Origin of the sequence: Paenibacillus montaniterrae (genome assembly GCF_018403185.1) — a bacterium.
Classification (GTDB): domain Bacteria; phylum Bacillota; class Bacilli; order Paenibacillales; family Paenibacillaceae; genus Pristimantibacillus; species Pristimantibacillus montaniterrae.
In genome coordinates, this window is sequence record NZ_BOSE01000006.1 from 182,159 (window position 1) to 208,656 (window position 26,498).

Genomic DNA, 26,498 nt, shown 5'->3' on the forward strand with positions numbered 1-26,498 from the left:
TCCACAATCTTCTTTAAAAAGTGAAGTAGATTGTAAAGTTATTCAGGTAAAAAGGAAAATTATGTACCGTTATAATCAAGCTTAGGGATAGTTAAGCGCTTTCAATTGATGTCGCTTCGCTATTTCTACTAAATCTAATAGGGGGAATGTATCGGATGAAAGGTAAACTTACGAGGTGGATGTCGGTGATGCTTGCAGTTGCACTGCTGCTTCCATCAGGCTGGCTCGCTCCTGCTACAAAGGCAGAGTCGAATCCTGAAAAAGTCGTATACCATGAAACTTTTGAAAGCGGTTTAGGCGTAGCCACTCCGGCTGGCGCAAAGCTGACAGCTGTCTCGGATGCGATCTTTGCAGGCAATGAAGACGGCAATGCGATTCACCTAACAGAAAGATCGGCCGGCTGGAATGGCGCTGATATTCCATTCAGCAGTGTCGGTATGGAAAACGGCAAAGCATATACCATTACTGTGACAGGCTTCGTTGCCGCTGATACAACCGTACCAGAAGGCGCACAGGCGCTATTGCAAAATGTAGATACGTATAATGGTTTGTACGTGCCGGCAGATTTGACTGCTGGGCAAGCCTTTACGTTAACAGGCAAGTATACGGTAAATACGGAGCCAAATGGAGATGGCAATGCTGACCGCGCCTTGCGTATTCAGTCGAATTCAGCAGGTGCTGAGGTGCCTTTCTTCATTGGCGATATTTTAATTACGACTACCGAAGAAAACACTGGCGAGGAGGAGCCTGAGGAGGAGCGTCCACCTGCCAAGCCATTTGCGCCTATTACTTTTGAAGATGAACAGCTTGGCGGCTTTGAAGGCAGACATGGCGATGAGCAACTAACTATTACCGATGAAGCGAATCATACCGAAGGCGGCAAGTATGCCTTGAAGGTAGAAAACCGCAACAACACTTGGCATGGCCCTTCATTGCGCGTCGAGCAATATGTCGATAAAGGCCAGGAGTACCGCATTTCCGCTTGGGTTAAGCTGATTTCTCCAGATTCAGCACAGCTACAGCTGTCCACGCAGGTAGGAAATGGTGACGGAGCAAGCTATAACAATTTGCAGGGCAAAACCATTAGCGTTGAGGATGGTTGGGTTAAATTTGAAGGAACGTACCGTTACAGCAGTGTTGGCAATGAGTATTTGACGATTTACGTGGAAAGCTCGAACAACAGCACGGCTTCCTTCTACATTGACGATATTACCTTTGAGCCAACTGGCACGGGCATTATCGATATCGAACGCGATTTAACGCCGCTAAAGGACGCCTATAAGGACTACTTCCTGATTGGGAACGCCATCTCTCTTGGCGAATTAGAAGGAACGCGCCTGGAGCTGCTTAAAATGCATCATAATCTGGTCACCGCAGAAAATGCGATGAAACCAAGCTATGCATACGATGATGAAGGCAATTTCGACTTTACGACTGAAGATGAGCTTGTGCAAAAAGCGCTGAATGAAGGCTTTAAAATTCACGGACACGTGCTGGTATGGCATCAGCAATCGCGCGAAGCGCTTCATACCGATGTCAATGGCAATCCGCTATCGCGCGAGCAAGCGCTGGCTAACCTTGAAACTCATGTCAAAACAGCCGTTGCGCATTTCGGAGATAACGTTATTTCCTGGGATGTTGTCAACGAAGCAATGAATGACAACCCGTCGAATCCGGAAGATTGGAAGGCTTCCCTGCGTCAATCCGGTTGGCTGAAAGCGATCGGTCCTGACTATATCGAGCATGCATTCCGCTTTGCGAAGGAAGTGATCGACGAAAACGGCTGGGACATTAAACTGTACTATAATGACTACAACGATGACAATCAACGCAAAGCAGAAGCCATTTATCAAATGGTTAAAGAAATTAACGAAAGCTATGCCGCAGAAAATAATGGCGAGCTGCTGATCGACGGCATCGGCATGCAGGCGCACTACAACTTGAACACGAACCCGGAAAATGTTCGCCTTTCTATGGAAAAGTTCATTTCCCTCGGTGTTGAGGTTGGCGTAACTGAACTGGATGTTACCGCTGGCAGCGACAATGTGCTGACGGAGGAGCAAGCGAAGCAGCAGGCTTATCTGTATGCGCAGCTATTCAAGCTGTACAAGGAAAATGCAGAGCATATCTCTCGCGTCACGCTGTGGGGATTAAATGATGCAACAAGCTGGAGAGCGGCGCAAAGCCCGCTACTATTCGATAGAAATCTGAAGGCTAAGCCTGCTTATTACGCCATTTTAGATCCTGAGAAATTTATCGAGGAGTATGACGGAGGCGAACAGGTTGAGGCCAACCGCGGCCAGGCAGTATTTGGTACGCCAGTAATTGACGGTCAGATCGACGGCATTTGGAATAACGCGCCAAGCCTGCAAGTCAACCGTTATCAAATGGCATGGCAAGGAGCGAACGGTGTCGCGAAAGCGTTGTGGGATCAAGAAAATCTGTACGTTCTGTTCCAGGTGAGCGACTCCGAACTGGATAAATCGAATGCAAATGCCTGGGAGCAGGATTCAATCGAGGTTTTCATCGATGAAAAGAACGATAAAGCAACCTATTATAAGGATGATGACGGTCAATATCGCGTTAACTTCGAAAATGCCGGCTCATTTAATCCGGAAAGCATAGCTGAGGGCTTCGAATCCGCTACTCATGTAACGGAGTCCGGCTACACAGTTGAAGTGAAAATTCCGTTTAGAGCGATTACGCCAGCGAAAAATACCGAAATCGGCTTCGACCTGCAAATTAATGACGCCAAGGATGGCGCTCGTCAAAGCATTGCCACCTGGAACGATTTAACGGGTCGCGGCTTTGAAAATCCGGCTGTGTTTGGCATATTAACCTTAGTTGATACGATCGGCAACCCGGGCGGCAATCCAAATCCTGATCCGGGCACGAATCCAGGTACGACTCCACCTGCCAGCAGCGGGGATAGTAATGCCATTACACCTGCATTAACGAACAACAACAATCATATCGTCGGCCAAGTGACAGCCGAGCAGCTTAACCAAGCAATTGCAAAAGCTGCTGCCGATGCAAATGGACAAAAGCAAGTTGTGATTGAATTGACCAAGCAAGCAAATGCTGCTTCCTATGAAGTGCAGCTGCCAGCCAAAGGATTGCAAAACTACGATAAAGCCGATCTTATCATTAAAACAGAATTGGCAACGATTACTCTGTCTGCTCAGTCTCTACTTAATGCAGCAAGCAGCGCGGAGCAGCTCGCTATTCGTGTTGCCCCTGGTTCTATCGAGCAGCTTGATACAGCAGCAGGCGAAAAGGTTGGCGACCGTCCGACAGTAAGCGTTAGTTTGCTAGCTGACAATAAAGCTGTGGCCAGCTTGAATAGCAACGCAGCTACGATTTCAATTCCTTACAAGCCAGAAGCAGAGCTGAATCACGACAGCATCGTTGTATGGCGTCTCGACGAAAACGGCAGCGCCGTCACCATTGCAAACAGCCGCTATGATGCAGCAGGCGCTGTAATCTTCGAAACAAACGAACCAGGCAGCTTCGCAGTTGCATATGCTGCCCATGCCTATAGCGATGTAGCTAATCTGCCTTGGGCGCAGCAGGCGATCCATACAATGGCAGCACGCGATATTATAACGGGTACGTCGGAAACCAGCTTTGCTCCGCATACGCCGATTAATCGCGCTGACTTTATCGCTTCGCTAGTTCGAGCACTTGGCCTCAAGGCTGATGTTAGCAGCACATCGATGTTTAACGATGTACAGGACAATGCAAGCTACTATGAGGAGCTGGCAATTGCGAAGACGCTGGGGATCGCTACCGGCTTTAACGACAATACCTTCAAGCCTGATAGCAGCATTTCTCGTCAGGATATGATGGTGCTGACCGTACGAGCACTTGCTAAAGCAGGCAAGCAGCTTGAAGAAGCTGGCTCGCTAGACAGCTTCAGCGATGCTGATTATGTAGCGCCATATGCAAAAGCTCAAGCTGAAGCGCTTGTGCAAAGCGGCATTATTAACGGTAAAAACGGAAAATTAGCTCCGCAGGATTCACTTACTCGCGCTGAAGCAGCCGTTATTCTATACCGTATCTGGAAGCTGTAAAAACTGAAAGCAAGCAATATGCAATAAAAATAGGGGTTGCCAGAAGTCAATGAACATTGACTTCTGAGCAACCCCTATTCATGCTGTGAATTACTTGCGTTCGGATATAATTGGACTCGTGTTTTCCACTACATCCAGAATCTTTTCACCTTTGATCATCGAGGAATGACATTTAGGGCATTCGGGAGTTGCGGAAAAAGAAAAATTGTCTCTCATCCATCCCTTGCAGTTCTCGTTCGTGCATGACCATATTACAGTTAACTCAGTTGGAATATCTTCTAATGGTTTTTTTCGAGAATTATACATGTGCTCCCCTCTTTCTATTCCTAATTTATCAAGGATACTCGATAGCTGCCCGACTGAAATTAGTGTAAAAAAATTGCCCCAAGCATGTTGTTCGGGGCAATTCGTTCATGTACTAAAGTTTTACAACGTTTTCTGCTTGAGGACCGCGGTTGCCTTGAACAATGTTAAATTCAACGCGTTGACCCTCTTCCAATGTTTTATAGCCTTCGCTTACGATAGCGCTGAAATGTACGAATACGTCGCTTCCGCCTTCAACCTCGATAAATCCAAATCCTTTTTCACCATTAAACCATTTCACTGTACCTGTTTCCATTAAATAAACCCACCTTTTCATTGTTCCCAAAATTTACTGAAATAAAAAAAATTTGCATGCTGCTTGCGGTTATTGAATAACTAATAACCTCACATCATGCAAATATCACTCTGTTCGTTATTTCAATAACTCATTATAACACACATTGAATAGAAATGCCAACAAGTATTTTCTTATATCACCAGTATTGAAATTTTCTGTTAACGCTGCTCTCTAACGTTCAAGAAAATAATCGGTTCGCCTACTCATAATCTTGCTTAATCCTCCCTCCGACTGAGATTCAACCCAACTATAGACCAATTCATTTAAACTCGGCATCAGATAAAATGAACGTAAACAAACGATCTTCAGTAGGAGGAGTCTCATGTCTAACCTGCGTTCAAAACGGACTTGGTTAATCGCAGTCTCATTACTTGCCATAGGCGTAAGTACGTATTTGACTATTACAAACTTTTTCTTTGGTGTAACATCCTCTGGACTTATCCAAAACAAATTAAACCAGCATATGCAGCTATCCAACATTTATTACATCGTGCTATATTTGCATATCGCTACTGGTATTATCGCATTATTGATTGGCTGGCTCCAATTTATCGAGTCCTTTAGAAAAAGAGCTATCGGTTTTCATCGAATAATCGGTAAAATCTATAGCGTTTGTATTCTCTTCTCTGGCATAAGCGGCCTGTTTATCGCTTTCAAAGCTACTGGCGGATGGATATCTACGTTAGCCTTCTTACTGCTTTCTTTATTATGGATTTACACCATTATAAAAGGGTATCGAGCTATTGTTGTGAATAGAGATCAACGAAGTCATCAGAAATGGATGCTGCGCAATTATGCGCTGACCTTTGCTGCAGTCACACTGCGCATATATTTACCAATCTGCATGCTGTTGTTTGGATTTGAAATGTTTGAGCTGTATTACCGCGCCATCGCCTGGCTTTGCTGGATTCCGAATCTTATCATTGCAGAGTGGATCATCCGACGAACTGCTCATCGACTTTCATAAGAAAGGGTATAGAAAATCAATAACCCGTTTTCGAGCCAAGCAGCTTACGCTGCCTCCGACTCGAAAACGGGTTTTAGCTAATCATTTATAGTCTTGCCTGCATTATGACAATTATAGTTATATGAAGTTACTGCCAAAGCTCATTGGCCGCTGCCTGGAACGGCTCCTTATACTTCTCAATGACAGTCGATACGGAAACCCCTTCGCGCAGCTCGCCAACAAATTCATAGTATGGCATTGACGGATAAGCGTCTATTCCTTCAATAACTCTTATGCTTTCCCCGGCCGTTCTTGCATTCTGTACATCCGCTTCGTTTTGGAACCATTTCTCAAGATCCGCTTGTCTTGGATAGTCATACACCGATTCTATATCATATATTTTTTCCCACAGATATACAATTTGCTCGGGATTCTCTACTGCCTTAGGAATGGTGTAATAATTTGGAATCGTATTGAACGAATGATAGCCTGTTGCACTAGGTCCTTTCGGGAATGGCAGGAAACCGATATCGTAGTCCGCCATATCCGTATTAAAGGAATCCATCTCATAATCCGCACCAGCGAACATCAGCGTATTGCCTTGAATGAAAAACTGCTTCGGCTCAGTCCAGTCTCCCCCTTCCGTCGGTCTTGCCACCGCTTCCGTTGCAAGGCGGGAAATGAAGTTCAACGCTTCCAGCGTTTTAGGATCTTCAAGCGTTTGCTGTCCTTCCGCGAACATGCTTGCTTCATTGGCAGCCAAAGCCTGAATTAGAATCGAGTCTGATGCAAGCCCCCACGTATCGAGCTTGCCATCGTTATTCGTATCCTGATTCGCTTCCTTGGCAACCTGGACAAAGGTATCCCAGTTCCAATTGTCCGCATCAACATATTCTTGAAGCGATTTGATACCGAGCTGATTCATCAGGGTGCGGTTATAGAAAACACCTTGCGATGCGCCAGCAACTCCGATCCGGAAGCCGTAGCCTTCGCCGTCAAACTGTGACAGCTCGCTTGTATATTGCAAAACAAACGCATTATCATTCGTCACATAATCATCGAGCGGCCAGAATAGATCCTGCTTGACCAGCGTAGGAATCATCCATGGTCTTGCCAATCGAATAATGTCTCCAATCGGCTCGCCGGCCATTAGTGAAGCCGTAACCTTATCTTTATACTCGCCATAGTCTACAACGACATATTCTACCTTGAAATTATGCTTCTCCATAAGAGCATCCAGATTAGCCTTCATCTGAATCCCGTCCGGGCTATTCTCCTGAATTGACTCGTCATACCAGGAAACGAGCTTTAACGTTCTGCCCCCCATATCAAAATCCATCTCAGGCGTTGCATTAGGATTAACGGATTCTTCTTCCGTCTGCTCGGAAGAATTATCATCTGGAGCAGCATTGCCACCATTATTGCTAGCGTTAGAAGCGTCTGAATCATTTACAGCTCCCCCGTCTCCTGTCGTACTGCTCCCGTCATTGCCGCCATTGCTGCAAGCCATCATAAATACAAGCATCAAACTACATAAAACGAACAGCACTTTCCGAGTGTTCATTTGCGATCCCCCTTTTTATCGTCAGCCCATTCTTTAGATAACGCTTTCATAACCAAATTATATAAATGCTCTCAGCTGTACCACCATAGAGCATTTAAAGATTATTTGTAAAAATTAAACATACTTTTCAGACTAAATGTCCAAGCTTTTCACAGGTTGTAATGGGCTGTAAACGATGTAAAATCTTCCGTAAGCAGTATTGCTATTGTAAGGGGGAGAGTCGTGTGAATATAGAACAATTTGAATATCTCAATCCGAACATTATTCATTTTGTAGAAAGAAAAAATACTCCAGATTGGATTATTCCAAAGCGACAAAACGGTTTCCATGAGCTCTACTTTATATTGGATGGAAAAGCTGCCTTTAACGTTGATGGACAATGCTTCACAGCTCAGGCTGGCGATATTGTTTACATCAAGGGCGGCAGTACTCGTGAAGCGCATACGTACAAAGCCTGTCCGGTGCATACCTTCGCCGTTAACTTTCACTGGTTGAATGACAATCACGTATCGCTGCCATTTGGAGCATTGCTTAAAAATAAAATGAATCAGGACATCCTCGCCTATCTTACAGAAATTCAACAAGTCCATTCACTTAAGCCTACCTTTAGCAAATTTAAAGAACGCGCCTTGTTTATGCTGCTGCTAAATCATTTGTTTCAATTGTATTTCTGCAGAGTCCAGTCCAACATCGACCCAAGAATAAAAAAAATTTTAGATTATATCCATCTCCATTTTGCCGACCAGATCGAAATTAACAGACTCGCGCACATGATCAATCTGCATGCCGTCTATTTAGGCAAGCTGTTTAAAGAGAACACTGGCTTTACCGTTAAAGCCTACTTGAACCGAATTCGCATTAATCAAGCAGAGCGCCTGCTTGCCGCCGGACAATTCAGCGTAACGGAGGTTGCCGAGCAGTGCGGGTTTAGCGATATATACTACTTCAGCAAGGTGTTTAAAAGGACGAAGGGCTATTCTCCTTCAATTGTTATCAAGCAAAACATTATATAAGTACAAAAAAAGATGCACCGTCAGTTAATTGCATTGCATAAGCTGACGATGCATCTCAATAGTGTTCTAGTATCCAATCTTTAGCTGCCTTAATCGTTAACCCGGTTGAATTTAACGGGCATTAACCTGCAAGCGAATAACATTCCAGGAAGCCTTGGACAGCAGCGCTTTAACATTGGCCTGATCAATCGTTGTTTTGCCGCCATTATGCGGAACGACATTGTCAGGAGCATCCTTCGTATTGATCGCCTTCAAGTCGTCATGCTCAAGCACAATATGCTCAAGCAGACTGACATTGCCAAAGCTGCGCAAATCAACATCAAGCTCCATTTGCTCGCTCAAATGGCGGTTGACAGCAAATATTGTAATGATGTCCTGCTCCTCATCATGCACGCTAATCGCTTCAAGATATGGAACATCTGTATAGTCCTTGGAATCATATTTCGGCGAATCAATAATCGCCTGCAGCGCCTTGCCTCTGCCGTATTTGGAGGCATGAAGAAACGGATAATACGTTGTTTGCAGCCATAGCGCACCATTGCGCTCTGTCATAATTGGCGCAATAACGTTGATCAATTGAGCTAAACAAGCCACCTTTACGCGATCCGCATGCCTTAAAATCGTAATCAAGTAGCAGCCTAGCGCCAGCGCATCCTCATGGGTATAAACATCCTCAAATTCAGGCGGCGCGATTTGCCAGCGTTCCTCCGCACGGCTTGAGCCGATCGTTTTCCATACATTCCATTCATCAAGCGACAGCATCAGCTTTTTCTTGCTGCGCTTTTTAGCTTGAACTGCGTCCGAAATCGAAGCGACACTCGAAATGAAATGATCGAGATTCATCGACGACGCCAGGAAGTTGGCTGTATCATTGTTGTTATTGTTGTAATACGCATGCAGCGATAAATAATCAACCTGCTCGTAGCACAAATCAAGCACCGTATCCTCCCAATAGCCAAATGTGCTCATGCCGCTGCTGGAGCTGCCGCATGCCACCAGCTCGATTGTCGGATCGACCCACTTCATCGCCTTCGCTGTTTCATTGGCGATGCGGCCATATTCCTCAGCCGTTTTCGCGCCAATTTGCCATGGACCGTCCATTTCATTGCCGAGACACCATGTTTTAAAGCGATGCGGCTCCTTATAGCCGTGGGAAATACGCAAGTCACTCCAGTATGAGCCGGAAGGATGATTGCAATATTCAACCAGATTGCGAGCAGCGTCAATCCCTCTTGTGCCAAGATTGACTGCCATCATCACCTCAGTGCCGACCAGCTTCGCCCAGTCAGCAAACTCATTCGTGCCAACCTCATTCGTTTCCGTTGTCCACCACGCAAGCTCAAGCAGACGCTTGCGCTGCTCCTTAGGACCAACGCCATCCTCCCAATTGTAGCCCGATACGAAGTTTCCTCCAGGATAGCGAATAATCGGTACCTGCAGCGCCTTTATCGCCTCTATCGCATCCTGGCGAAAGCCTTGTTGATCAGCAGTTGGATGATCAGGCTCATAGATCCCCCCATATACCGCTCTACCCAAATGCTCAATAAATGAGCCATATATACGCTTGTCTACAGAAGAAATGACAAAGTGCTTATCGATTAACATGTTAGACTTCAAAGCCATACTCGCAGCCTCCCTATTTAGAATTAACTTATAACCAAATTCTATAGCTTGATATTCTCATTAAATTTGTATCATATTATAGTTATTGATACAATTAAAATCATCAGGATTCGTAAAATTCATAATTCTAAAGGAGAGGCAATATGCTTTTAACAACGAACACAGCTTCCCTGCAGGTGTATGAGGCGCTTGCGAGCGACATCCGCCTTAAAATTATCGACCTGCTATTCATAAAGGAAATGCATATTAAAGAGCTGGCTGCCGAGCTTTATTTAAGCAATGCCGTTGTGAGCAGCCATGTGAGCAAGCTGGAAAAGGCGGGCATTGTCGGCAGTCAAATGAGACGGATTGATGGAGGAACATATAAATATTGCTTCGTAACGAGCGAATTTATGCAAATTAAGCTATCCCCTGCCAAACGAGAGACATATTTCAAAGAAACAGCCATTCCTGTCGGGCATTATTCAGAGCATGAGGCAGTACCGACCTGCGGCATAGCAACAACTGAAAAAATTATTGGCCATTACGATGACCCCGTTTCCTTTCTTGAGCCCGAAAGGATGAATGCCGGTATTCTCTGGTTTGCCAGAGGCTTTGTTGAATATAAAATTCCAAATTACTTGCTGGGCGACCAGCGGCTGACCGAGCTGGAAATCTCAATGGAAATCGGCTCGGAGGCGCCTCAGGTTAACGAGCATTGGCCGTCTGATATCCGCTTTTATTTGGATCAGCAGCTGCTCGGAACATGGACTAGCCCGGGCGATTTTGGCGAACAAAGAGGCAGATTGACACCCGCCTGGTGGAAAAGCGACGTCAACCAGTACGGCATGCTGAAGGTGCTGCGCCTGAATGAACGCGGCGCCTTTATTGACGGCGTTAAAATTTCAAGCATGACGATTGATGCCCTTGATCCATCCGCCAGCTACTGGAGCTTTCGAATTAGCGCCGAGGAGCTGAAGAAGGGGCGCGGCGGCTTGACGCTTTACGGCCGCGGCTTCGGCAACTACGATCAGGACATCGTAGTCAGAAGCTATTACACCGAGCTCGATTAGCTTCTGATTTGCCCCAAGCACAAGTCCGTATATGCAAAGGGCTGCTGATCGAATCCTTCGATTCAACCAGCAGCCTTATATGCATACATTACCAAGGGGGAGTAATATTGCATTTTTCCCAAAAAGCTAAGAAATAATACCAACCTGTTTTAGAACTTGACGAATTTCCTCTCTGGCCGCATCATCCAGGGAACGGAAAGGAGCACGTACCGGGCCGGAAGGCAAGCCGACAATGTCCAGCGCAGCCTTGACCATGGCAGGCTGACCGTACTTTTTGGCAAGCTCGCGAATCGGCTGCCAGCTGTAGTAGCGCTCGATCGCTTCCTCTTGGCGCCCTGCCTTAATATCCTCGTACAGCGCTACAAATTCACTTGCCATAAAGTTGGCATTGGTAGACGTACAGCCTGCAAGCCCTGAAGCAATCGCGCCTAGAGCAAGTCCGTCAGAACCGCACATAACGGCAATTTTGTCCCCTGCATAGGCTTGCGTGCGAACAAGCGCATGCAAATCTGTCGCACCCTGCTTCACTCCTGCAACATTGGACAGCTCAGCAAGCCCTTTAATTTCCTCAGGCGTTAAATGCACGCCAATGCTTGCGCTGTTGTAAATAAAGATTGGAAAATCGACCGCGTCATTCAGCAGCTGAAAATGGTAGGCTATATCAGTCGGACGCACCTCCGAAACATAAGGCGGCGTAACCATAACACCACTGGCGCCATATTCTTTGGCAGCCTCGGTCAGCATAATCGCCTCCGCCGTTCCGCTGGCTGCTGTACAGCATAGCAGCGGCACTCTGCCAGCCACTGCTTGCGCGGCATATCGGAACAACGCTTTGCGCTCCTCAGCCGTCATACTAGGATATTCGGCGTACGTTCCGCCTACAACAATACCATGAGCGCCCGCAGCAATATAATGATCGATATTGCGCGCCAGCGCCGCCTCGTCAATAGCTGATCCATCCGCAGTAAATGGCGTGATGGCGAGTACATAAATCCCTTTCAGCTGAGCCTTCAATTGTGCAGCCTTCATCCTGCTTCACCCTCTCGTGTCGTCGTTATAGCTTGTAGCCCAGCAGCTTGCCAAGCTGCTCCAATCCTTCCTCAATTTCCGCCATGGATATCGCATAGGACAAGCGCAAATGCTTGCCGCTGCCAAAGCCGGTCCCCGGCATGACTGCAATATTGCCCTCAGTAAGCAGCACATCAGCAAGCTTGTCCACCGAATCAATAACCTGACCGCATAATGTTTTGCCCAGCCATTCCGAAGCATCTACCCAGACATAAAACGCACCATCCGGCACCAGGCATTTCAAGCCGCGAAGCTGGCGAATTCCTGCAACAAGCACTTCTCTCCTTGCCAAATACGTGTTGCGCATCTCCTTAATGCTGTCCTGCGGCCCATCAAGCGCCGCAAGCGCAGCGGCTTGGGCAATCGAGGCAGGATTGCTAGTCGTATGCGATTGCAGCTTAAGCATGGCCGCTGCTACATGTGCCGGAGAGGCGGAATAGCCAATTCTCCAGCCAGTCATGCTGTAGCTTTTCGAAACCGCGTTAATGACAATCGTTCTTTCCTTCATCCCGGGCAAACTGGCAATGCTGGTGAAGCCTTCCTCTTGAAACACGAAGCAGGAATATACCTCATCGCTAATTACCCACAAATTATGGCGTATGCAAAATTGTGCAATTTGCTCCAGCTCCGCACGCGTATATACCGCGCCAGAAGGGTTGTTCGGCTGATTCAAAATAAGCAGCTTGCTCGCCGAGGTGACCGCCTGCTCCAGCATATCGGGCGTCACCTTGTAGCCTGAGCTGGCATCTGTTTCCACTAAGCAGGGAATGCCGCCTGCGAACTTGATCTGCTCCGGGAAGGAAACCCAATACGGCGTTGGCAGCAGCACCTCATCGCCCTGCTGCAGCAGCGTATTAATCGCATTAAATAGCGAATGCTTGCCGCCAATCGAGACGACAATCTCATCAGGCTCGTAGTGCACGCCGCATTGCTCCTGCAAGGAGCGCGCTACAGCCTGGCGCAAGGATAAAATGCCTGCTGTGTCGGTGTAGCCCGTAAAATTATCGTTTATTGCATCTATCGCTGCTTGCTTGGCATGCGGCGGGGTCGGAAAATCAGGCTGGCCCAGCCCGAAGCGGTATACCTTGCTCCCTTCCCGCTGCATGCGAGCAACCTTTGCTTCCAGCTCTGCCGTTGGCGAAGGCAGCAGCTTTTCTGTCCAAGGAGCCAGAAGGTTGTTATTTGTTTGTTCTGCAATCATCGCCAGCTCACCTCGATCAAATTTGTAATAAGCGGTCCGCGGCTTGCAGTCCGCAGGCTGTTGCTCCGCTTCAGCTTTCACCTAAGCTTCCACTTGAGACGCCGCCTCTAATGCAAAGTAGGCATACACATAAGCGGCTTTTTCCAGCTCATCAATCGTTACCCACTCGTCAACCTTGTGGGCGATGCTAAAATCGCCAGGACCGTAAATAACCGCCGGAATTCCTTTCGCAACAAAATGCGTCATGTCACAATTGGCGGTCAGACCGGTAATGACCGTCTCCTGTCCGTACACATCGGCCAGCACCTGTTTGCCGAGCTGCACAAGCTCATGCTGCTCATTCGTTTCCGAGGCTGTGCCGGTTGTCGGGATCATCCGCTCAATATAGACCTGCCCTGCAAGCTGGGGGTCACTCTCCAATACGTTCATCATTTCCTCAAGCGCAGCCTGCTCCGACTCGCCGGGAATTAAGCGCCGATCAATAAGCGCCTCGCAGTAATCCGGAATCATCGACTCCTTTATGCCGCCCTTTATAATCGTTACGGCAAGCGAGGATTGCCCGGTAAGCGGATGAGTGCGATGAACAAGCTGCTCCTCAGCAAATCGATCGAGTGCCACAACCGCCTTGGCCATTAGCGAAACTGCATTTTTGCCAAGCTGCGGCGTAGAGGAATGAGCAGATACGCCCTTAACCGCAACAATCGGTCGAATGCTGCCGCGATGAGCAATAGCGAGTGTTCGATTCGTCGCTTCGCCAATTACGGCAAAGGAAGCAGTCAGCTCCTGCGGCAAGCCTTTGGCGCCTAGACTGGCAGCCTCCTCATCGACTACCGCAGCCAAAATGATATCTCCAGGAAGCGCAATTGCTGCACTGGCGATCGCTTCAATCGCCACCATCATCGCCGCAAGCGGACCTTTCGCATCCATCACACCGCGCCCGATAACGCGGCCATCATCAACCTGCATCGTAAACGGATCGCTGCTCCAACCTTCTCCCGCCGGCACGACATCAATATGCGTATTGAAAATGATCGACTTCCCTCGACCGGAGCCCTTCAACACGGCAATTACATTAGGCCGTCCAGGCTCTACCTCCTGCAACGACACCTCGCAGCCTGCTGCTCGCATAAAATTTGCGATATAGTGCGCCGCCTCCTGCTCCTTGCCACCGGGATTCACGCTCTGAAACGCAACTAGCCGCTCCAGCACCTGCAGCACACGTTCGATTTTGATTTCACTTCCCAGCTTCAGCTTTAATTCGTCCATCCTCATATCGACTTCACCATGCCTCCGTCGACGAGCAGTGTTTGCCCGGTCACATAGCTCGCATCATCCGAGCAAAGGAATGCAACTACCTTTGCCAGCTCCTCCGGCTTGCCGTAGCGGCCAAGCGGAATTGCCGCTTCTGTTTTCGCCTTGTACTGCTCGGGCGTAATGCCTGCTTTTTGCGCTCGCAGCTGATCCAGGCTGCGCACACGGTCGGTATCAATGCGCCCTGGCGCTACTGTGTTGACGCGAATGCCGTAGCCGGCAAGCTCCTCCGACAGCGTTTTGCTTAAGCCCGCTACTCCCGTGCGCATTACGTTGGACAGCGTTAAGCCAGCAATCGGCTGCTTGACAGATGACGAAGCGAGATTAACAATCGCCCCCGACCGTTCCTTCAAATGCGGCAGCGCATAGCGCACCGTACGCACAATGCTCATCAGATTCAGCTCAAACGCGTAAAACCAATCCTCTTCCTGCAATTGCTCAAATATGCCCGCTGGCGGTCCGCCGCTATTCGTCACTACAATATCCAGCCCGCCAAATACATTGACCGTCTGCTCGACGCAGGTGCGAATATCGTCTTCCTTGCAAACATCGACCTGCAGGCCAATTACCGACGAGCCTGTAGCAGCGGCAATTTCCGCAGCAGTCTGCTCCGCCACCGCCAAATCCCGGCTAAACAGCACAACGTTCGCGCCTCTTGCCGCCAGCTCGCTCGCAACCGCTTTTCCCAGTCCTTTGCTCGCCGCCGCAACGATAGCGGTTTTCCCATTCATTGAAGTTGTCATAGGCTTAACCTCCGATAATAGTCAATTCTCTTGGCAGCGACGTTAAAATTTCGCAGCCCGTCTCAGTTACAACCAAGGTTTCGCTAAAGCCAACGCCGTACTGGTTAGGCACGCGCAGCGCTGGTGGAATATGAAACACCATGCCCGGCTGCAGTACACGCTCATCATCACGCTGCAAGCTCATAATATGCCCTTCGCCCCAGTCAGGCGCAAAAGCAACTCCAATTGAATAGCCTGTACGCTTGCGGAACAAATCGTATAGGCCGGCTTTTTCAATCGTGCCGCGGCAAGCCTGATCGACCTCGCCAGCAGTAACGCCCGGCTTGATCGTCTCGATCGCGGCATTCAGGGATGCAATGCATACCTCGCTCACGCGCTTGATTTCATCCGAAGGCTCGCCCGTATAGGCAGCCCGCATCAGCGCGCCATGATAGCGATTGACTGCACCCGCTACCTCAAGCAGCAGCGTCTCGCCTTGCCCAATCACTTTATGTCCCCAAGCCGCATGCATATTGCCGGAGCGGTTGCCGGACGAAATAAACGGCTCCATTCCCAAATATTCTCCGCCAGCCAATATCATCGCCGAAAACATCGCTGCCGCCGCTTCATCCTCATTAGCGCCAACTCGAATTGCATCCAGCCCTGCCTGCATCGAGGCATCTGCAACCTTGCAGGCTTGGCGAATATAGTTAAGCTCGTTGGCCGACTTAATAACACGAAATGCTTCAACCGTACCCTGCCCGTCCACAAGCGAATATTGATCAGCCAAGCATGCAGCCAGCTTCTTGTAATTGCGAACCTGCAAAAACCACGAGCCTGTCTCGACACCAATCTCGCCTGCTGCAACACCCATAGCTTTAACAGTAGCAGCTGTCATTTCCACCGGGTCATTCGTATCCTCATAAGTTACAACCTGCTCCAATGACAGACAGCTGTACGTCTCCACATTCGCCAGCTCGCCACGGCGCAGCACCAGCCTCGGCTCACCTTGCGCCGGCACGATTAAGCATTGATACATGTAATAGCCCGGGCTTTGATAGCCGGTCAAATAAAAAATATTTTCCGGAGTATGCACCAGCAGCGCCGGCCATTTCTTGCTTTGCAGCTCCTGCTGCACCTTGCTCACACGACTTTGAAATTCTTCAATTGGAAATATTAGCTGCGACATTGTCATCCCTCTTTCGTATTTTGAATATTCAGCGCTTCGGAGCAATGCATCCTCCAGCCGCTTTTTAAATCGTAATGCTCTTATTTGAATTTTATGGTTGCATTACGATGTTAAAGGCGACACACTCCGTTTTTCAGCGCTCCGGAGCAATGCATCCTCCAGCCGCTTTTTAAATCGTAATGCTCTTATTTGAATTTTTATGGTTGCATTACGATGTTAAAGGCGGCACACTTCGTTTTTCGGTATGCATTGCTCCTCCGCTGTAGCTTTTTGAATGCAGGACCAAGAAGATGTGGCACGATATTAGAAGGCAAGGAGCGCAGCGTAGAGCAAAGCTACGTGAGCACCGCAGTTTTCGCTAGCGTTCAAGATTCGCCGCCGAATACGCTACAACGCAATTACATCGTCATCAAAGTCGGATTTTTGAACTTCCTCTTCCAATGAGAGTTCAAAAATTCGGCTTTCAGGACCAAGAAGATGGCACGATACTAGAAGGCGAGGAGCGCAGCGTAGAGCAAAGCTACGTGAGCACCGCAGCCTTCGGTAGCGTGACATATTCGCCGTCGACTAAGCTACAACGCAACCACATCGTCATCAAAGTCGAACTTTTTGAACTTCCTCTTCCAATGAGAGTTCAAAAATTCGGCTTTCAGGACCAAGAAGCTTGGACGATAGTAGAAAACGAGGAGCGCAGCGTAGAGCAAAGCTACGTGAGCACCGCAGTTTTCGCTAGCGTTCAAGATTCGCCGCCGACTAAGCTACAACGCAACCACATCGTCATCAAAGTCGGATTTTTGAACTTCCTCTACCCGCTATATAGCTCTGATCGCCGATCCCGCAAATACGGAATCCTCTCCTCATACTGCTCGTTAAGTGACAAATCAATTGTCAGCAGCTGCATCGCTTCCTGATCCAGTTCCGCATCGAGCAGTAACTCACCGCTGGGAGCAGCCACCTTGTTGTTGCCAAACAGCCAGCTTTCCTCTGTTAGCCCACCAACCCCGTTGACTGCTGCTACAAATCTCGTATTTTCCAGCGCTCTCGTCGCAAAGTAAATATTCCAGCGATGCGCTAAATCCTTCGTAAATGCCGAGGGCGCAACTAGCAGATCAGCTCCCTGCAACGTCAGCGACCTTGCCATTTCAGGAAATGCTGCATCATAGCAAATCATTAGGCCAACCTTGGCAAAATCAAAGGCGATGACGAGCAGCTCATCGCCAGCCGCAAAATAGCGTTGCTCCTCAGCCCATAGATGAACCTTGGCATACTGAGCAACGATTTCCCCTTTGCGGTTGATGACCAGCGCACCATTGACAATGCCCGATGTTGAGAGCAGTGGCATCGGCAAAATTGCGTTGATCGCAGCCGCCTTTGCCGCCTCGCAAAGCTGTCGCACCGCCGCACTCTGCTCATGCTGAGCAAGCTCTCGATAACGACTGCCGAGTGCATCCAAGTCATAGCCTGTCAGAAACAGCTCAGGAAAAACAACAAGATCAGCCTGCCGCATACCCGCTTCCTGCATAAAGGAAATCGCCTTGCGCGTATTGCCAGCCACATCTCCTATAACACTATCAAATTGCACAAGCGCCAAAGTAGCTGCTCGCATACGATCACCCTCCATTTATTTGCGCATGTTATTGAATACGGCCGCTGAAACGCCCTGCCGCTGTCTGTAACGAAACTGGATATCACTATTTCATTCAATCGTTTGAATTCAAATTCTAATGAATCTATTGCATCTTATTTGGCCAATTTCCTCAGAAAACAAGCATTTTTCAAGCATTAACGATATAGAGATTCATTAGCGCTCCAAATAGCGCCATTCAACCAAATTAACGTTACTCAGCTTCATTAGAATTCACCAGCGCTCCGAAGCGCTAGCTGCGGCAAATTGCTACGTGAGCACCGCAGCCTTCGGTAGCGTTCAAGATTCGCCGTCGACTATGCTAAGTAGCAACGCATCGTCATCAAAGTCCAGCTTTTTAACCTACCCTTCCAATCGAGGTTTAAAAAGCTGGGCTTTCAGGACCAAGAAGCTTGGACGCTAGTAGAAAATGAGGAGCGCAGCGTAGGCAAATTGCTACGTGAGCACCGGAATTTTCGCTAGCGTTCAAGATTCGCCGTCGACTATGCTACGTAGCAACGCATCGTCATCAAAGTCCAGCTTTTTAACCTACCTCTTCCAATCGAGGTTTAAAAAGCTGGGCTTTCAGGACCAAGAAGATGGCACGATACTAGAAGGCGAGGAGCGCAGCGTAGGCCATTAGCTACGTGAGCACCGAAGCCTTCGGTAGCGTGACATATTCGCCGTCGAATCCTCTACGAAGCATCACATCGTCATCAAAGTCCTGCTTTTTAACCTACCTCTTCCAATCGAGGTTTAAAAAGCTGGGCTTTCAGGACCAAGAAGCTTGGACGCTAGTAGAAAATGAGGAGCGCAGCGTAGGCAATAAGCTACGTGAGCACCGGAATTTTCGCTAGCGTTCAAGATTCGCCGTCGAATCCTCTACGAAGCATCACATCGTCATCAAAGTCCAGCTTTTTAACCTACCTCTAACTGATTTTAGTTAAAAACTGTTCTAACTTGGGATACCCCCCCACCTCGCCCAGCTTGCTGGTCGGAACATCCTCGACGATTACTCCGTCATCCATAAAGATGATGCGGTCTCCGACGCGTCTGGCAAATTCCATTTCATGCGTGACGATGACGACCGTCATCCCGTCTCGCACAACATCGACAATGACATCGAGCACCTCGCCCGTCATTTCCGGATCAAGCGCTGAGGTCGGTTCATCAAACAGCATCAGCTTTGGATTCATTGCCAGTGCTCTTGCAATCGCGATCCGCTGCTGCTGTCCGCCTGACAGCTGCTCGGGATAATGATTCATCCGCTCTGTTAGCTGCACGCGATCAAGCAGTCGCAGTGCGCGTTCGCGGACAATTTTTTCATCCTCCTTGCGCACGATCTTTGGCGCGAGCATGATATTTTCCAACGCAGTCAGATGGGTGAACAAATCGAAGGATTGGAACACCATGCCGATCTCGGAACGATTTTGTCTGGAAGCCAAAATGTCCTTGCCTTCAAACAATATTTTGCCGCTATCAATCGACTCAAGCCCTGCCATGCAACGAAGCAATGTGGACTTTCCTGAGCCGGACGGCCCGATAATGACGACCTTTTCACCTTCTTTAATGTCCAAACGAACCTGCTTCAATATTTGCTGACCGTTATACGATTTCGTTAAAGCTTCAATATGAATCATGGTCATCCTCCTCTCGTGATCAGATGCGGTTACGCTGCCGGTTGACTCTCACTGGAAAGCTGAGAATTAGCAACAATTTTACGATTTTTCCGCTCGGAAGCTTTCACGACATCAAGACGCCGCTCGATGTAGCCCTGCAGCATCGTAAAGAGCGCGGTAAAGACGAGATAGTAAATGACCGCTGCAATTAACGTGTCGATATAGTTAAAGGTAGCACTTGCGGCTTGCTGTGCAGTCAGCAGCAGATCCATATAGCCGACAACCGAAGCCATCGCCGATGTTTTCAGCATGCCGATAAACTGATTGCCCGTAGGCGGAACGATTACGCGAAATGCTTGCGGCAGCACGATGTAGCGCATCGCTTGCCAGCGGCTCATGCCAAGCACATGCGCCGCGCGATGCTGGCCTTTGCCAACCGAATTTAAGCCTGAGCGAATAATTTCCGCCATATAGGCCGCTTCATTCAAGGCCAGCGCCAGCAAGGCGCATTCAAAGCCCGACAGCTTGATGCCGAATTGCGGAAGCGCATTGAACACAAAGATAAGCTGAACAAGTACGGGAATGCCTCTAAAAAACCAAATGTATCCGTTCGCCGCGCCATTCAAAGCCTTCCACTTTGACATTTTCATTAATGCAATAATAAATCCGAGTAAAACGCCAAACAGTTGTGCCAACAGCGTCAGCTTTAACGTATTGATCGCAGCAGTAGTAAACGACTGTGAGGTCATATAATCAACGATGCTGTTCACATGCTCCAAGAAGCTCATTATTATCACTCTCCCTTGATTAGCTGTCGGCAATGCAGCAACACTGCCGACAGCACCTGTTCATCCCGATCCTGTTATTCATTAACTGCTATCGCTATTTAGCCAAGCGGTTAGAATATGCTCATTTCAAATGGCAAATTGTATTTCTCCATCAGCTTGAAGTAAACGCCTTGCTTGACCAAGGAATCAACGGCTTCAGATATTGCTTGCGCCAGTTCGCTTTCGCCTTTATTGACGGCGATACCAATTTGTGTGCCAGAATCCATTGTATGGGCAATTTCAAATACGCCTGCGCGCTCCTCCATCAAATAAGCTGCACCTGGAGAAGAGTGCAAAAATGCGTCTGCTCGTCCATTTTCAGTTGCCAGCACCGCATCGTTTGCGGTAGGCAGCGCCAAAATTGTAATTTGCTCAACACCTTGGCTTTTCAGTTCTTCATTGAACTCCGTTACATAAACCTCTTCAATCGCGCCTCTCGTTACAGCAACTGTTTTGCCGGATAACGATTCCATCGAGGTGATGCCTTGCTCATTGCCGGCCGGCACGACGATGGAGCGTCCAATGCCCATATACTTAACGAAATCAACCTGCTCAGCGCGAGCATCGGTAATAAACATCGCCGAATTGATCAGATCAATTCGTTTGCCTTGCAAGGCAGGGATCAGTCCATCAAAGTTCATTGCGACGATTTCCACCTCAAGCCCCAGCTCTTTGGCGATCAGCTCCATAAACTCGATATCAAAGCCGACATATTGCTCGTTTTCCATATATTCAAATGGAGGATAGGTTGCAGCAACTCCGTACGTAATTTTGCCTGGTGTCACAAGCTCGTACGAATTACCGCTATCTGTTGACGCCTCATTGGTCGTACCAGCATTGCTGTTATTGCCTGTTGTCGTGCTGCCGCCGGATTGGTTCGTATTGCTGCTTGAGCATGCTGCGAGAAATACCATCAAACCTGCAAGTAATAGGCTAAACTTTTTCAACTTCATATAAATCCCTCCATTGTGTCTGGTTAATGTAATGTAGAACAAACTCTTCAGTTTTGCGGTTATGCTCGACGAGAAAGCGTCCTGCCTCCTCAGCGCGTCCTTGCTTCATCAGGTCAACCAAATGGCGATGCTCCTGAATAGAGCCTTCAACCATATGCTGGTCTCGCAGCAAAATGCGGCGGTAACGCTCGCTTTGCTCCCATAGCCGGTTAATGATGCCAAGCATGAGCGGCTGCTGCGCCAGACCGTAAATGTACATATGAAACTGGCGGTTTGTTGCAAGAATCGTCTCCAGTTCACTGCCAGCAAGCTTTTCCTGCTCGGCAATCATGCCATACAGCTTGTCCACGTCCTCCTTCGTCATATGCTGGACACCAAGCTTGATTGCCGCTTCCTCAAGCAAGCAGCGAACAAAGTAAATTTCCTGCAAGTGCTTGACGGACAGCTCGCTAATAGTCGCGCCGCGATGAGAATGAAGCTTGACGAAGTCCTGGGCAGCCAGCTTCTCCAGCGCACTGCGCACAGGCATTTTACTCACCTGCAGTCGTTCGGCAATCGCATCCTGATCCACCTTCTCTCCTGGCGCCAGCTCTCCTGTCAAAATCCACTGCTTAATTTGGAAATAAACATGCTCTGCTACCGTTCGCATATTTGGCGGTTTCTCCAATACACATCGCCTCCAGATTTGATCAAATATCAAATATCACATTCAAGATGCTCACATCATAATAGATGTTTTAATATCGCGTCAATATATCTAACATATTTTAATCGAATAATGTAATTTAAAGTCGAATAATGCAAATTCAATTAGATATTTTATAGTTTCTTTTAATTTAAAGTTATGTTATCTTACATTTATCATTAAAAATCAAAGTCATTCAATTAATTCACGTCATATAATATGACACATAACATTGAGGTGCAGCCTATGTATATTACTAGTGTTGATATTTTCAGATATGATCTTCCGTTATCGCCGCCGTTTACCCATGCTTCATCTGGCACCGTAACTCATTTGCAGGAGGTGTATGTGAAGCTGACAGCAGATACGGGAGAGGTTGGCTGGAGCGAGGTGCGAGGAAACTGTGAATATGTAACCGGAGATACGCCAGAGCGCATTGTTGCCGTGCTGCAGCATCGCCTCGCCCCTTGCTTGCTGGGCAAGAATCCATTGCAGCGCAATGCGATTAATCGCGAGCTGGATCGCCTGATTGCCGGCAATAGCGCTGCCAGGGCAGCGATCGACATCGCGCTGCTTGATTTGGCAGGAAAACACTATCATATCCCGGTCGCACAGCTGCTTGGCGGCATTGTTCAGTCCAGCTTTGCCAGCGATGCTACGATTGCATTTGGTACAGTTGAGCAAGCGCGGCAAGAAGCAACAGACTATTTGCAGGCTGGTTTTCGGGTGTTGAAGGTTCGGGTTGGTACGGATCGTGTGCTGGACCTCGCGCGTGTTGCAGCTGCCAGAGAAAGAATAGAGCAATTGGGTTTAACGGAGGAGGTGCTGTTTTGCGTCGATGCCAATCAAGGCTGGAGCGTGAAGGAAGCGGCAATCCGTATTGCGCAATACGCGCCGCTTGGAGTGGAATGGCTCGAACAGCCCGTGCCAGCAGAGCATATCGCCGGCTTAAAAGCCTTAAAGCAAATGAGCACTATTCCGATTGTAGCCGATGAAAGCTGCAAGTCCATTGCCGATGTCGCACGCATCGCCGCGGAGGATGCAGCAGATATCGTTCATCTGAAAATTGTAAAGGCAGGCTCGATTGCCAACCTGCAGCAAATGATGAGTATCGCCGAGGCATTTCATATTCCAGTCATGCTTGGACAAATGGATGAAGGGCGATTAGCGACCGCTGCACTGCTGCATGCCGCAGCAGCCTCCAACGCCAAGCATTTTGAGGTATGGGGCTTTCAACGCGTCAAGGCTGAGGATGATCCTGCTTCAGCGCTAATGGTAGAGAACGGCCGTGTTCATTTGCCAGCGGGCGCCGGCCTGGGCATAAGCGTGGACGAAAACCGCTTGCACAAGGTGGTCAGTCTGTCCCTTTAAGCAGAGAGCCCTGCTACCTGCCAGGCAGTGAACTGCCCTAAAGCTGTCAGCGAGCAGGAAAAGCAACATTCGCCGCTCGCTGACACAGCATAGGCAGTCAGCCTCACATGCACCATATTTCATCCCTGACTGACCAGACGTTTGTAGTGTGAGCAAACTTCTATTCATGCACAGCTCGGTTGGCTCTCCCCGCTGCTTTTACCGGGCATTCGCTTAGCTATGCGCTTCTTCAGCAGCCATCGCAATCGCTTTTGTTTCGTGTATAGTACCAAATGGATGGGCTGGCGGGCCGTAAATCGTATAGAGCTTGAGCGGCTTATTCCCTGTGTTGATGACGTTATGCCACGTCCCGGCCGGAACGAGAATCGCATAATCCTCCTCAACATGCTGCTGGAAATAGAGATTGTCTTGTGTGCTGCCCATTTGTACAAGCGCTTTGCCTTCCTCTATACGCAAAAATTGATCATGTTGCGGATGTACCTCCAGCCCGATTTCTTCCCCTGCATTAAGGCTCATCAGCACAACCTGAAGATGACTCCCTGTCCACAGCGCCGTACGAAAATTTCGGTTTTGCTCTGTTGCTTCCTCAATATTAATAACAAAAGGATTGGCTCCGTAGTCATGCAGCATCAGCTCTCTTTGCCATTGCTTCCTTTCCTCGCTCCAATCAAAGCCGCTCCAACGGTAATAATCAGCCCCAATATGGTTGCAACAATAATTACTCCAATAGATATAGCCGGGATAATGCCATCCAGCGTATTCATATAATCTGGGATACAACCCCAATCACCCCTTATCTCGTCATTCCTATATGTTATGCTGCTGCCTAAGTAAAGGTAACGTTAAAACACCAGCGGTTCAATTGAACTAAAAATATATAAACAAATTTTAGATTTTCATGGTATATTATTCCTATATTATGAAATAAGGAGTAGAAAACAACCTATGAAAAAAGCTCTTCTCACAGCAATTATTTTCTGCTTGATTATGATTGGCCTGCCTCAGGCAATGGCACACGCCTCAACCAACACTGTAAAAGTGAAAGAGGTAAAAGGTGACGCTATATTGTTGGAGGATGGTACACTATGGCTTAAAAAGCCGCAAAAAGGTTTTACAAAGTATCAAACGAACGCAGCCACCATTCGAAGCCAGGATTCATCTCCTGACAGCATCGGGCTTACTGAGAAAGGCGAGCTCGTATACTGGGGCGACAAGAACACACCTACTGTTGATAAGAAGCAAACGAATATTAAACAGCTTGACGGCAACTATTATGTGAAGCATGATGGCACAGTTTGGAATACGGATGGACAGCAATATACGAATTATAGCGACGTCGTCATTTTAGGCAATGGCGCTTTCTTCAATAAAAAAGGCGAGCTGCGCAACTCTAGCGATGGATATGTATTGGCAACAGTCGATGATCCAGAATCGATCGTTAGCCTGAAAGCAACTGAAGATTTCATTGCATTTCTCGATAAAAACGGAAAAGTTACGGCTCTGAGCGATTATGATTTTGAAGTGATTGATGGCGTTGTTGTCTACAACACTTACGTTGTTGCTGAAAATGCGGTCAGCATTGATTTCCATCCATCTGACGCATTAATTGTAACAAAAAAAGATGGTACAGCCTGGATAACAGCGATAGAAGGGACTTATAAGGACAAATTTAAATTAGTCGAGCAAATAAAAGACATTAAAGACGCGGTTCAAGTATCCGATTATTATGGAACATTAGCCTACGATCCAGAGGCTGGACGAGATTCTGATGAAACGATTATTGTTACAACTGAAAGAAATAAACCACAGTGGTTAGTTAAGCATAAAGACGGAAGCTGGAAAATTTACCGAGATAATAAGGTTTATCCTATTGAAGCGCCGACGATAACCGGCCTGTCATTGACAGCTTCTAATAGCAAGCTTGCGGTAGGCAATACGGTCAGCTTCAAGCCTGTTCAAACCTACAGCAATGGATACAAGGAAACATTGTCTGGCGCAAAGCTAACGTTTGACAAGCCCTATTTGGTTAAAGCACTAAGTAATGGCTCTTACAAAGCTGTTGCAGTAGGCGAAACTAAAGTAAGCGTAACGGAAAATGGCAGCAGCAAGTCAGTTACAATTTCAATTAGCGCCAGCTCCAATTTAACTGGAGCGGTGAGCAAGGATAATACGACATACTTGCCACTCGTTTCCGTATTCAAAGCTTTAGGAGCAACGGTCAGCAACAAAGACGGCAAAACCTTTGATGTTAGCCTTGGCGATACAAAGCTGCAGCTTAAAACAGGGCAAAAGAAAGCAAAGCTTAATGGCAAGGACATTACCTTAAACCAAGCCGTTCAAGTCCATAATGGCACAACTGTTTTCCCTGCTGCCCTCTTAACAAAAGCGTCAATCGCCAAGCTTGATTGGGACAGCAAATATAAGAAAATGAAAATTACGATCGGCAAAGCAGCTTTGGTTGTCGAATCTGCAGAGACAGCAGCGATCGAGAAGAAGGAAAAGCAGGGCAATCTGACCCAATTTATTAACAAATCCTATTGGGTTAACCGCTACAGCGATTGGGAAAGATTCATGAAGCTTACCGTTACAGATATCGTGCCAACAAGCGGAGATAATTTCCAAGTTGTCTTCAAAAATGCTAATGGCAAAACGTATAAGATGAAGGAAACTTCCAGAGATTTCGTTTCAGGTATTTTGAATGATTCAGATACATTCTTGTCCTTCGATCCGTACAAAAAATATAGCTGGTCAACTTCAACGTGGAACATGATTAAGGCCGAGAAAATTGCAGTAGGCATGAGTAAAACACAGGTTGAGCTTTCTTGGGGACGTCCTTCCTCCACCTCAAAGCTATCTTCTAGCGGCATTACAGTAGAGGTATGGAGATACGGTACGCAATATGTCAGCTTTACAAACGGTATTGTTCAATCCATTTATACGTATTAAATGAACAAGGGGGCTGCTTCAGATCGTCAGTTTTCACTGACCTTCTGGCA

General features: G+C 47.8%; 21 protein-coding genes. 6 read left to right on the plus strand and 15 right to left on the minus strand.

All coding sequences use genetic code 11. The annotated features are described in order from the left end of the window. The first annotated feature begins 155 nt into the window (after window positions 1-155). Window positions 156-4,073, plus strand: coding sequence for an endo-1,4-beta-xylanase (locus KJS52_RS16380; protein ID WP_213517225.1), 3,918 nt, complete (start codon window positions 156-158; stop codon window positions 4,071-4,073). A gap of 90 nt (window positions 4,074-4,163) precedes the next feature. Here the strand turns inward: KJS52_RS16380 and KJS52_RS16385 are convergent, their stop codons facing one another. Next, the gene (locus KJS52_RS16385) at window positions 4,164-4,379 is read right to left on the minus strand and encodes a cold-shock protein (RefSeq protein WP_213517227.1); all 216 of its coding nucleotides are present in this window, start codon (window positions 4,377-4,379) and stop codon (window positions 4,164-4,166) included. Between the two features lie 112 nt (window positions 4,380-4,491). Then, window positions 4,492-4,692 carry a cold-shock protein gene (locus KJS52_RS16390; protein ID WP_213517229.1) on the minus strand — a complete coding sequence of 67 codons (201 nt, stop codon included), beginning with the start codon at window positions 4,690-4,692 and terminating at the stop codon, window positions 4,492-4,494. A 364-nt stretch (window positions 4,693-5,056) separates the two neighbouring features. Here KJS52_RS16390 and KJS52_RS16395 point away from each other — a divergent pair, with 364 nt between their 5' ends. Then, on the plus strand, window positions 5,057-5,701 hold the full coding sequence (locus KJS52_RS16395) for a DUF2306 domain-containing protein (protein ID WP_213517231.1): 645 nt from the start codon (window positions 5,057-5,059) through the stop codon (window positions 5,699-5,701). A 127-nt stretch (window positions 5,702-5,828) separates the two neighbouring features. Here the strand turns inward: KJS52_RS16395 and KJS52_RS16400 are convergent, their stop codons facing one another. After that, the gene (locus tag KJS52_RS16400) at window positions 5,829-7,244 is read right to left on the minus strand and encodes an ABC transporter substrate-binding protein (protein ID WP_213517233.1); all 1,416 of its coding nucleotides are present in this window, start codon (window positions 7,242-7,244) and stop codon (window positions 5,829-5,831) included. A gap of 224 nt (window positions 7,245-7,468) precedes the next feature. Here KJS52_RS16400 and KJS52_RS16405 point away from each other — a divergent pair, with 224 nt between their 5' ends. Next, the gene (locus KJS52_RS16405; protein ID WP_246563667.1) at window positions 7,469-8,257 is read left to right on the plus strand and encodes an AraC family transcriptional regulator; all 789 of its coding nucleotides are present in this window, start codon (window positions 7,469-7,471) and stop codon (window positions 8,255-8,257) included. A gap of 111 nt (window positions 8,258-8,368) precedes the next feature. Here the strand turns inward: KJS52_RS16405 and arfA are convergent, their stop codons facing one another. Beyond that, window positions 8,369-9,880, minus strand: a complete 1,512-nt coding sequence (arfA, locus tag KJS52_RS16410; RefSeq protein ID WP_213517242.1) for an arabinosylfuranosidase ArfA — start codon at window positions 9,878-9,880, stop codon at window positions 8,369-8,371. Window positions 9,881-10,023: 143 nt separating this feature from the next. On the opposite strand from arfA, the gene KJS52_RS16415 reads away from it, so the two are divergent. Continuing rightward, the gene (locus KJS52_RS16415) at window positions 10,024-10,932 is read left to right on the plus strand and encodes an ArsR/SmtB family transcription factor (RefSeq protein WP_213517244.1); all 909 of its coding nucleotides are present in this window, start codon (window positions 10,024-10,026) and stop codon (window positions 10,930-10,932) included. 126 nt (window positions 10,933-11,058) lie between these two features. Here KJS52_RS16415 and KJS52_RS16420 read toward each other — a convergent pair whose 3' ends face one another. From KJS52_RS16420 to KJS52_RS16465, 10 genes are all read right to left on the minus strand, one after another. Continuing rightward, window positions 11,059-11,961: a dihydrodipicolinate synthase family protein gene (locus tag KJS52_RS16420; protein WP_213517246.1), complete on the minus strand. Its 903-nt coding sequence runs from the start codon at window positions 11,959-11,961 to the stop codon at window positions 11,059-11,061. A 25-nt stretch (window positions 11,962-11,986) separates the two neighbouring features. Then, window positions 11,987-13,282, minus strand: coding sequence for a pyridoxal phosphate-dependent aminotransferase (locus tag KJS52_RS16425; RefSeq protein ID WP_213517248.1), 1,296 nt, complete (start codon window positions 13,280-13,282; stop codon window positions 11,987-11,989). Continuing rightward, on the minus strand, window positions 13,283-14,473 hold the full coding sequence (locus KJS52_RS16430; RefSeq protein ID WP_213517250.1) for a M20 family metallopeptidase: 1,191 nt from the start codon (window positions 14,471-14,473) through the stop codon (window positions 13,283-13,285). After that, entirely contained in the window at window positions 14,470-15,255 is a 786-nt protein-coding gene (locus tag KJS52_RS16435; protein WP_213517252.1) for an SDR family oxidoreductase, read from the minus strand. The genes KJS52_RS16430 and KJS52_RS16435 overlap by 4 nt, the downstream gene beginning before the upstream one ends. A gap of 4 nt (window positions 15,256-15,259) precedes the next feature. Then, complete coding sequence (locus KJS52_RS16440) at window positions 15,260-16,423, minus strand: M24 family metallopeptidase (protein ID WP_213517254.1); 1,164 nt, start codon at window positions 16,421-16,423, stop codon at window positions 15,260-15,262. An 805-nt stretch (window positions 16,424-17,228) separates the two neighbouring features. Then, window positions 17,229-18,029, minus strand: a complete 801-nt coding sequence (locus tag KJS52_RS16445) for a nitrilase-related carbon-nitrogen hydrolase (protein WP_213517256.1) — start codon at window positions 18,027-18,029, stop codon at window positions 17,229-17,231. A 947-nt stretch (window positions 18,030-18,976) separates the two neighbouring features. Continuing rightward, entirely contained in the window at window positions 18,977-19,687 is a 711-nt protein-coding gene (locus KJS52_RS16450; protein WP_213517258.1) for an amino acid ABC transporter ATP-binding protein, read from the minus strand. A gap of 29 nt (window positions 19,688-19,716) precedes the next feature. Then, a complete protein-coding gene (locus KJS52_RS16455) occupies window positions 19,717-20,454 on the minus strand; it encodes an amino acid ABC transporter permease (protein ID WP_213517260.1) in 738 nt (245 codons plus the stop codon). Window positions 20,455-20,564: 110 nt separating this feature from the next. Next, on the minus strand, window positions 20,565-21,446 hold the full coding sequence (locus tag KJS52_RS16460) for an ABC transporter substrate-binding protein (RefSeq protein ID WP_213517262.1): 882 nt from the start codon (window positions 21,444-21,446) through the stop codon (window positions 20,565-20,567). After that, window positions 21,427-22,113, minus strand: coding sequence for a GntR family transcriptional regulator (locus KJS52_RS16465; protein ID WP_213517264.1), 687 nt, complete (start codon window positions 22,111-22,113; stop codon window positions 21,427-21,429). Before KJS52_RS16465 ends, KJS52_RS16460 begins: the two co-directional genes overlap by 20 nt. Before the next feature lie 237 nt (window positions 22,114-22,350). On the opposite strand from KJS52_RS16465, the gene KJS52_RS16470 reads away from it, so the two are divergent. After that, the gene (locus KJS52_RS16470; protein ID WP_213517266.1) at window positions 22,351-23,502 is read left to right on the plus strand and encodes a mandelate racemase/muconate lactonizing enzyme family protein; all 1,152 of its coding nucleotides are present in this window, start codon (window positions 22,351-22,353) and stop codon (window positions 23,500-23,502) included. Between the two features lie 213 nt (window positions 23,503-23,715). On the opposite strand, the gene KJS52_RS16475 is transcribed toward KJS52_RS16470, so the two are convergent. Then, entirely contained in the window at window positions 23,716-24,282 is a 567-nt protein-coding gene (locus tag KJS52_RS16475) for a cupin domain-containing protein (protein WP_246563670.1), read from the minus strand. Window positions 24,283-24,447: 165 nt separating this feature from the next. On the opposite strand from KJS52_RS16475, the gene KJS52_RS16480 reads away from it, so the two are divergent. Then, entirely contained in the window at window positions 24,448-26,448 is a 2,001-nt protein-coding gene (locus KJS52_RS16480; protein WP_213517268.1) for a stalk domain-containing protein, read from the plus strand. Window positions 26,449-26,498: the final 50 nt, after the last annotated feature.

Bases quoted from the DNA above. Each gene is read 5' to 3' on its own strand.
- KJS52_RS16430 (WP_213517250.1), bottom strand. From the start codon at position 14,473: ATGAGGATGGACGAATTAAAGCTGAAGCTGGGAAGTGAAATCAAAATC.
- KJS52_RS16420 (WP_213517246.1), bottom strand. From the start codon at position 11,961: ATGAAGGCTGCACAATTGAAGGCTCAGCTGAAAGGGATTTATGTACTC.
- KJS52_RS16440 (WP_213517254.1), bottom strand. From the start codon at position 16,423: ATGTCGCAGCTAATATTTCCAATTGAAGAATTTCAAAGTCGTGTGAGC.
- arfA (WP_213517242.1), bottom strand. From the start codon at position 9,880: ATGGCTTTGAAGTCTAACATGTTAATCGATAAGCACTTTGTCATTTCT.
- KJS52_RS16450 (WP_213517258.1), bottom strand. From the start codon at position 19,687: ATGATTCATATTGAAGCTTTAACGAAATCGTATAACGGTCAGCAAATA.
- KJS52_RS16455 (WP_213517260.1), bottom strand. From the start codon at position 20,454: ATGAGCTTCTTGGAGCATGTGAACAGCATCGTTGATTATATGACCTCA.
- KJS52_RS16445 (WP_213517256.1), bottom strand. From the start codon at position 18,029: ATGCGAGCAGCTACTTTGGCGCTTGTGCAATTTGATAGTGTTATAGGA.
- KJS52_RS16480 (WP_213517268.1), top strand. From the start codon at position 24,448: ATGAAAAAAGCTCTTCTCACAGCAATTATTTTCTGCTTGATTATGATT.
- KJS52_RS16380 (WP_213517225.1), top strand. From the start codon at position 156: ATGAAAGGTAAACTTACGAGGTGGATGTCGGTGATGCTTGCAGTTGCA.
- KJS52_RS16470 (WP_213517266.1), top strand. From the start codon at position 22,351: ATGACACATAACATTGAGGTGCAGCCTATGTATATTACTAGTGTTGAT.
- KJS52_RS16435 (WP_213517252.1), bottom strand. From the start codon at position 15,255: ATGACAACTTCAATGAATGGGAAAACCGCTATCGTTGCGGCGGCGAGC.
- KJS52_RS16415 (WP_213517244.1), top strand. From the start codon at position 10,024: ATGCTTTTAACAACGAACACAGCTTCCCTGCAGGTGTATGAGGCGCTT.
- KJS52_RS16400 (WP_213517233.1), bottom strand. From the start codon at position 7,244: ATGAACACTCGGAAAGTGCTGTTCGTTTTATGTAGTTTGATGCTTGTA.
- KJS52_RS16395 (WP_213517231.1), top strand. From the start codon at position 5,057: ATGTCTAACCTGCGTTCAAAACGGACTTGGTTAATCGCAGTCTCATTA.
- KJS52_RS16385 (WP_213517227.1), bottom strand. From the start codon at position 4,379: ATGTATAATTCTCGAAAAAAACCATTAGAAGATATTCCAACTGAGTTA.
- KJS52_RS16460 (WP_213517262.1), bottom strand. From the start codon at position 21,446: ATGAAGTTGAAAAAGTTTAGCCTATTACTTGCAGGTTTGATGGTATTT.
- KJS52_RS16390 (WP_213517229.1), bottom strand. From the start codon at position 4,692: ATGGAAACAGGTACAGTGAAATGGTTTAATGGTGAAAAAGGATTTGGA.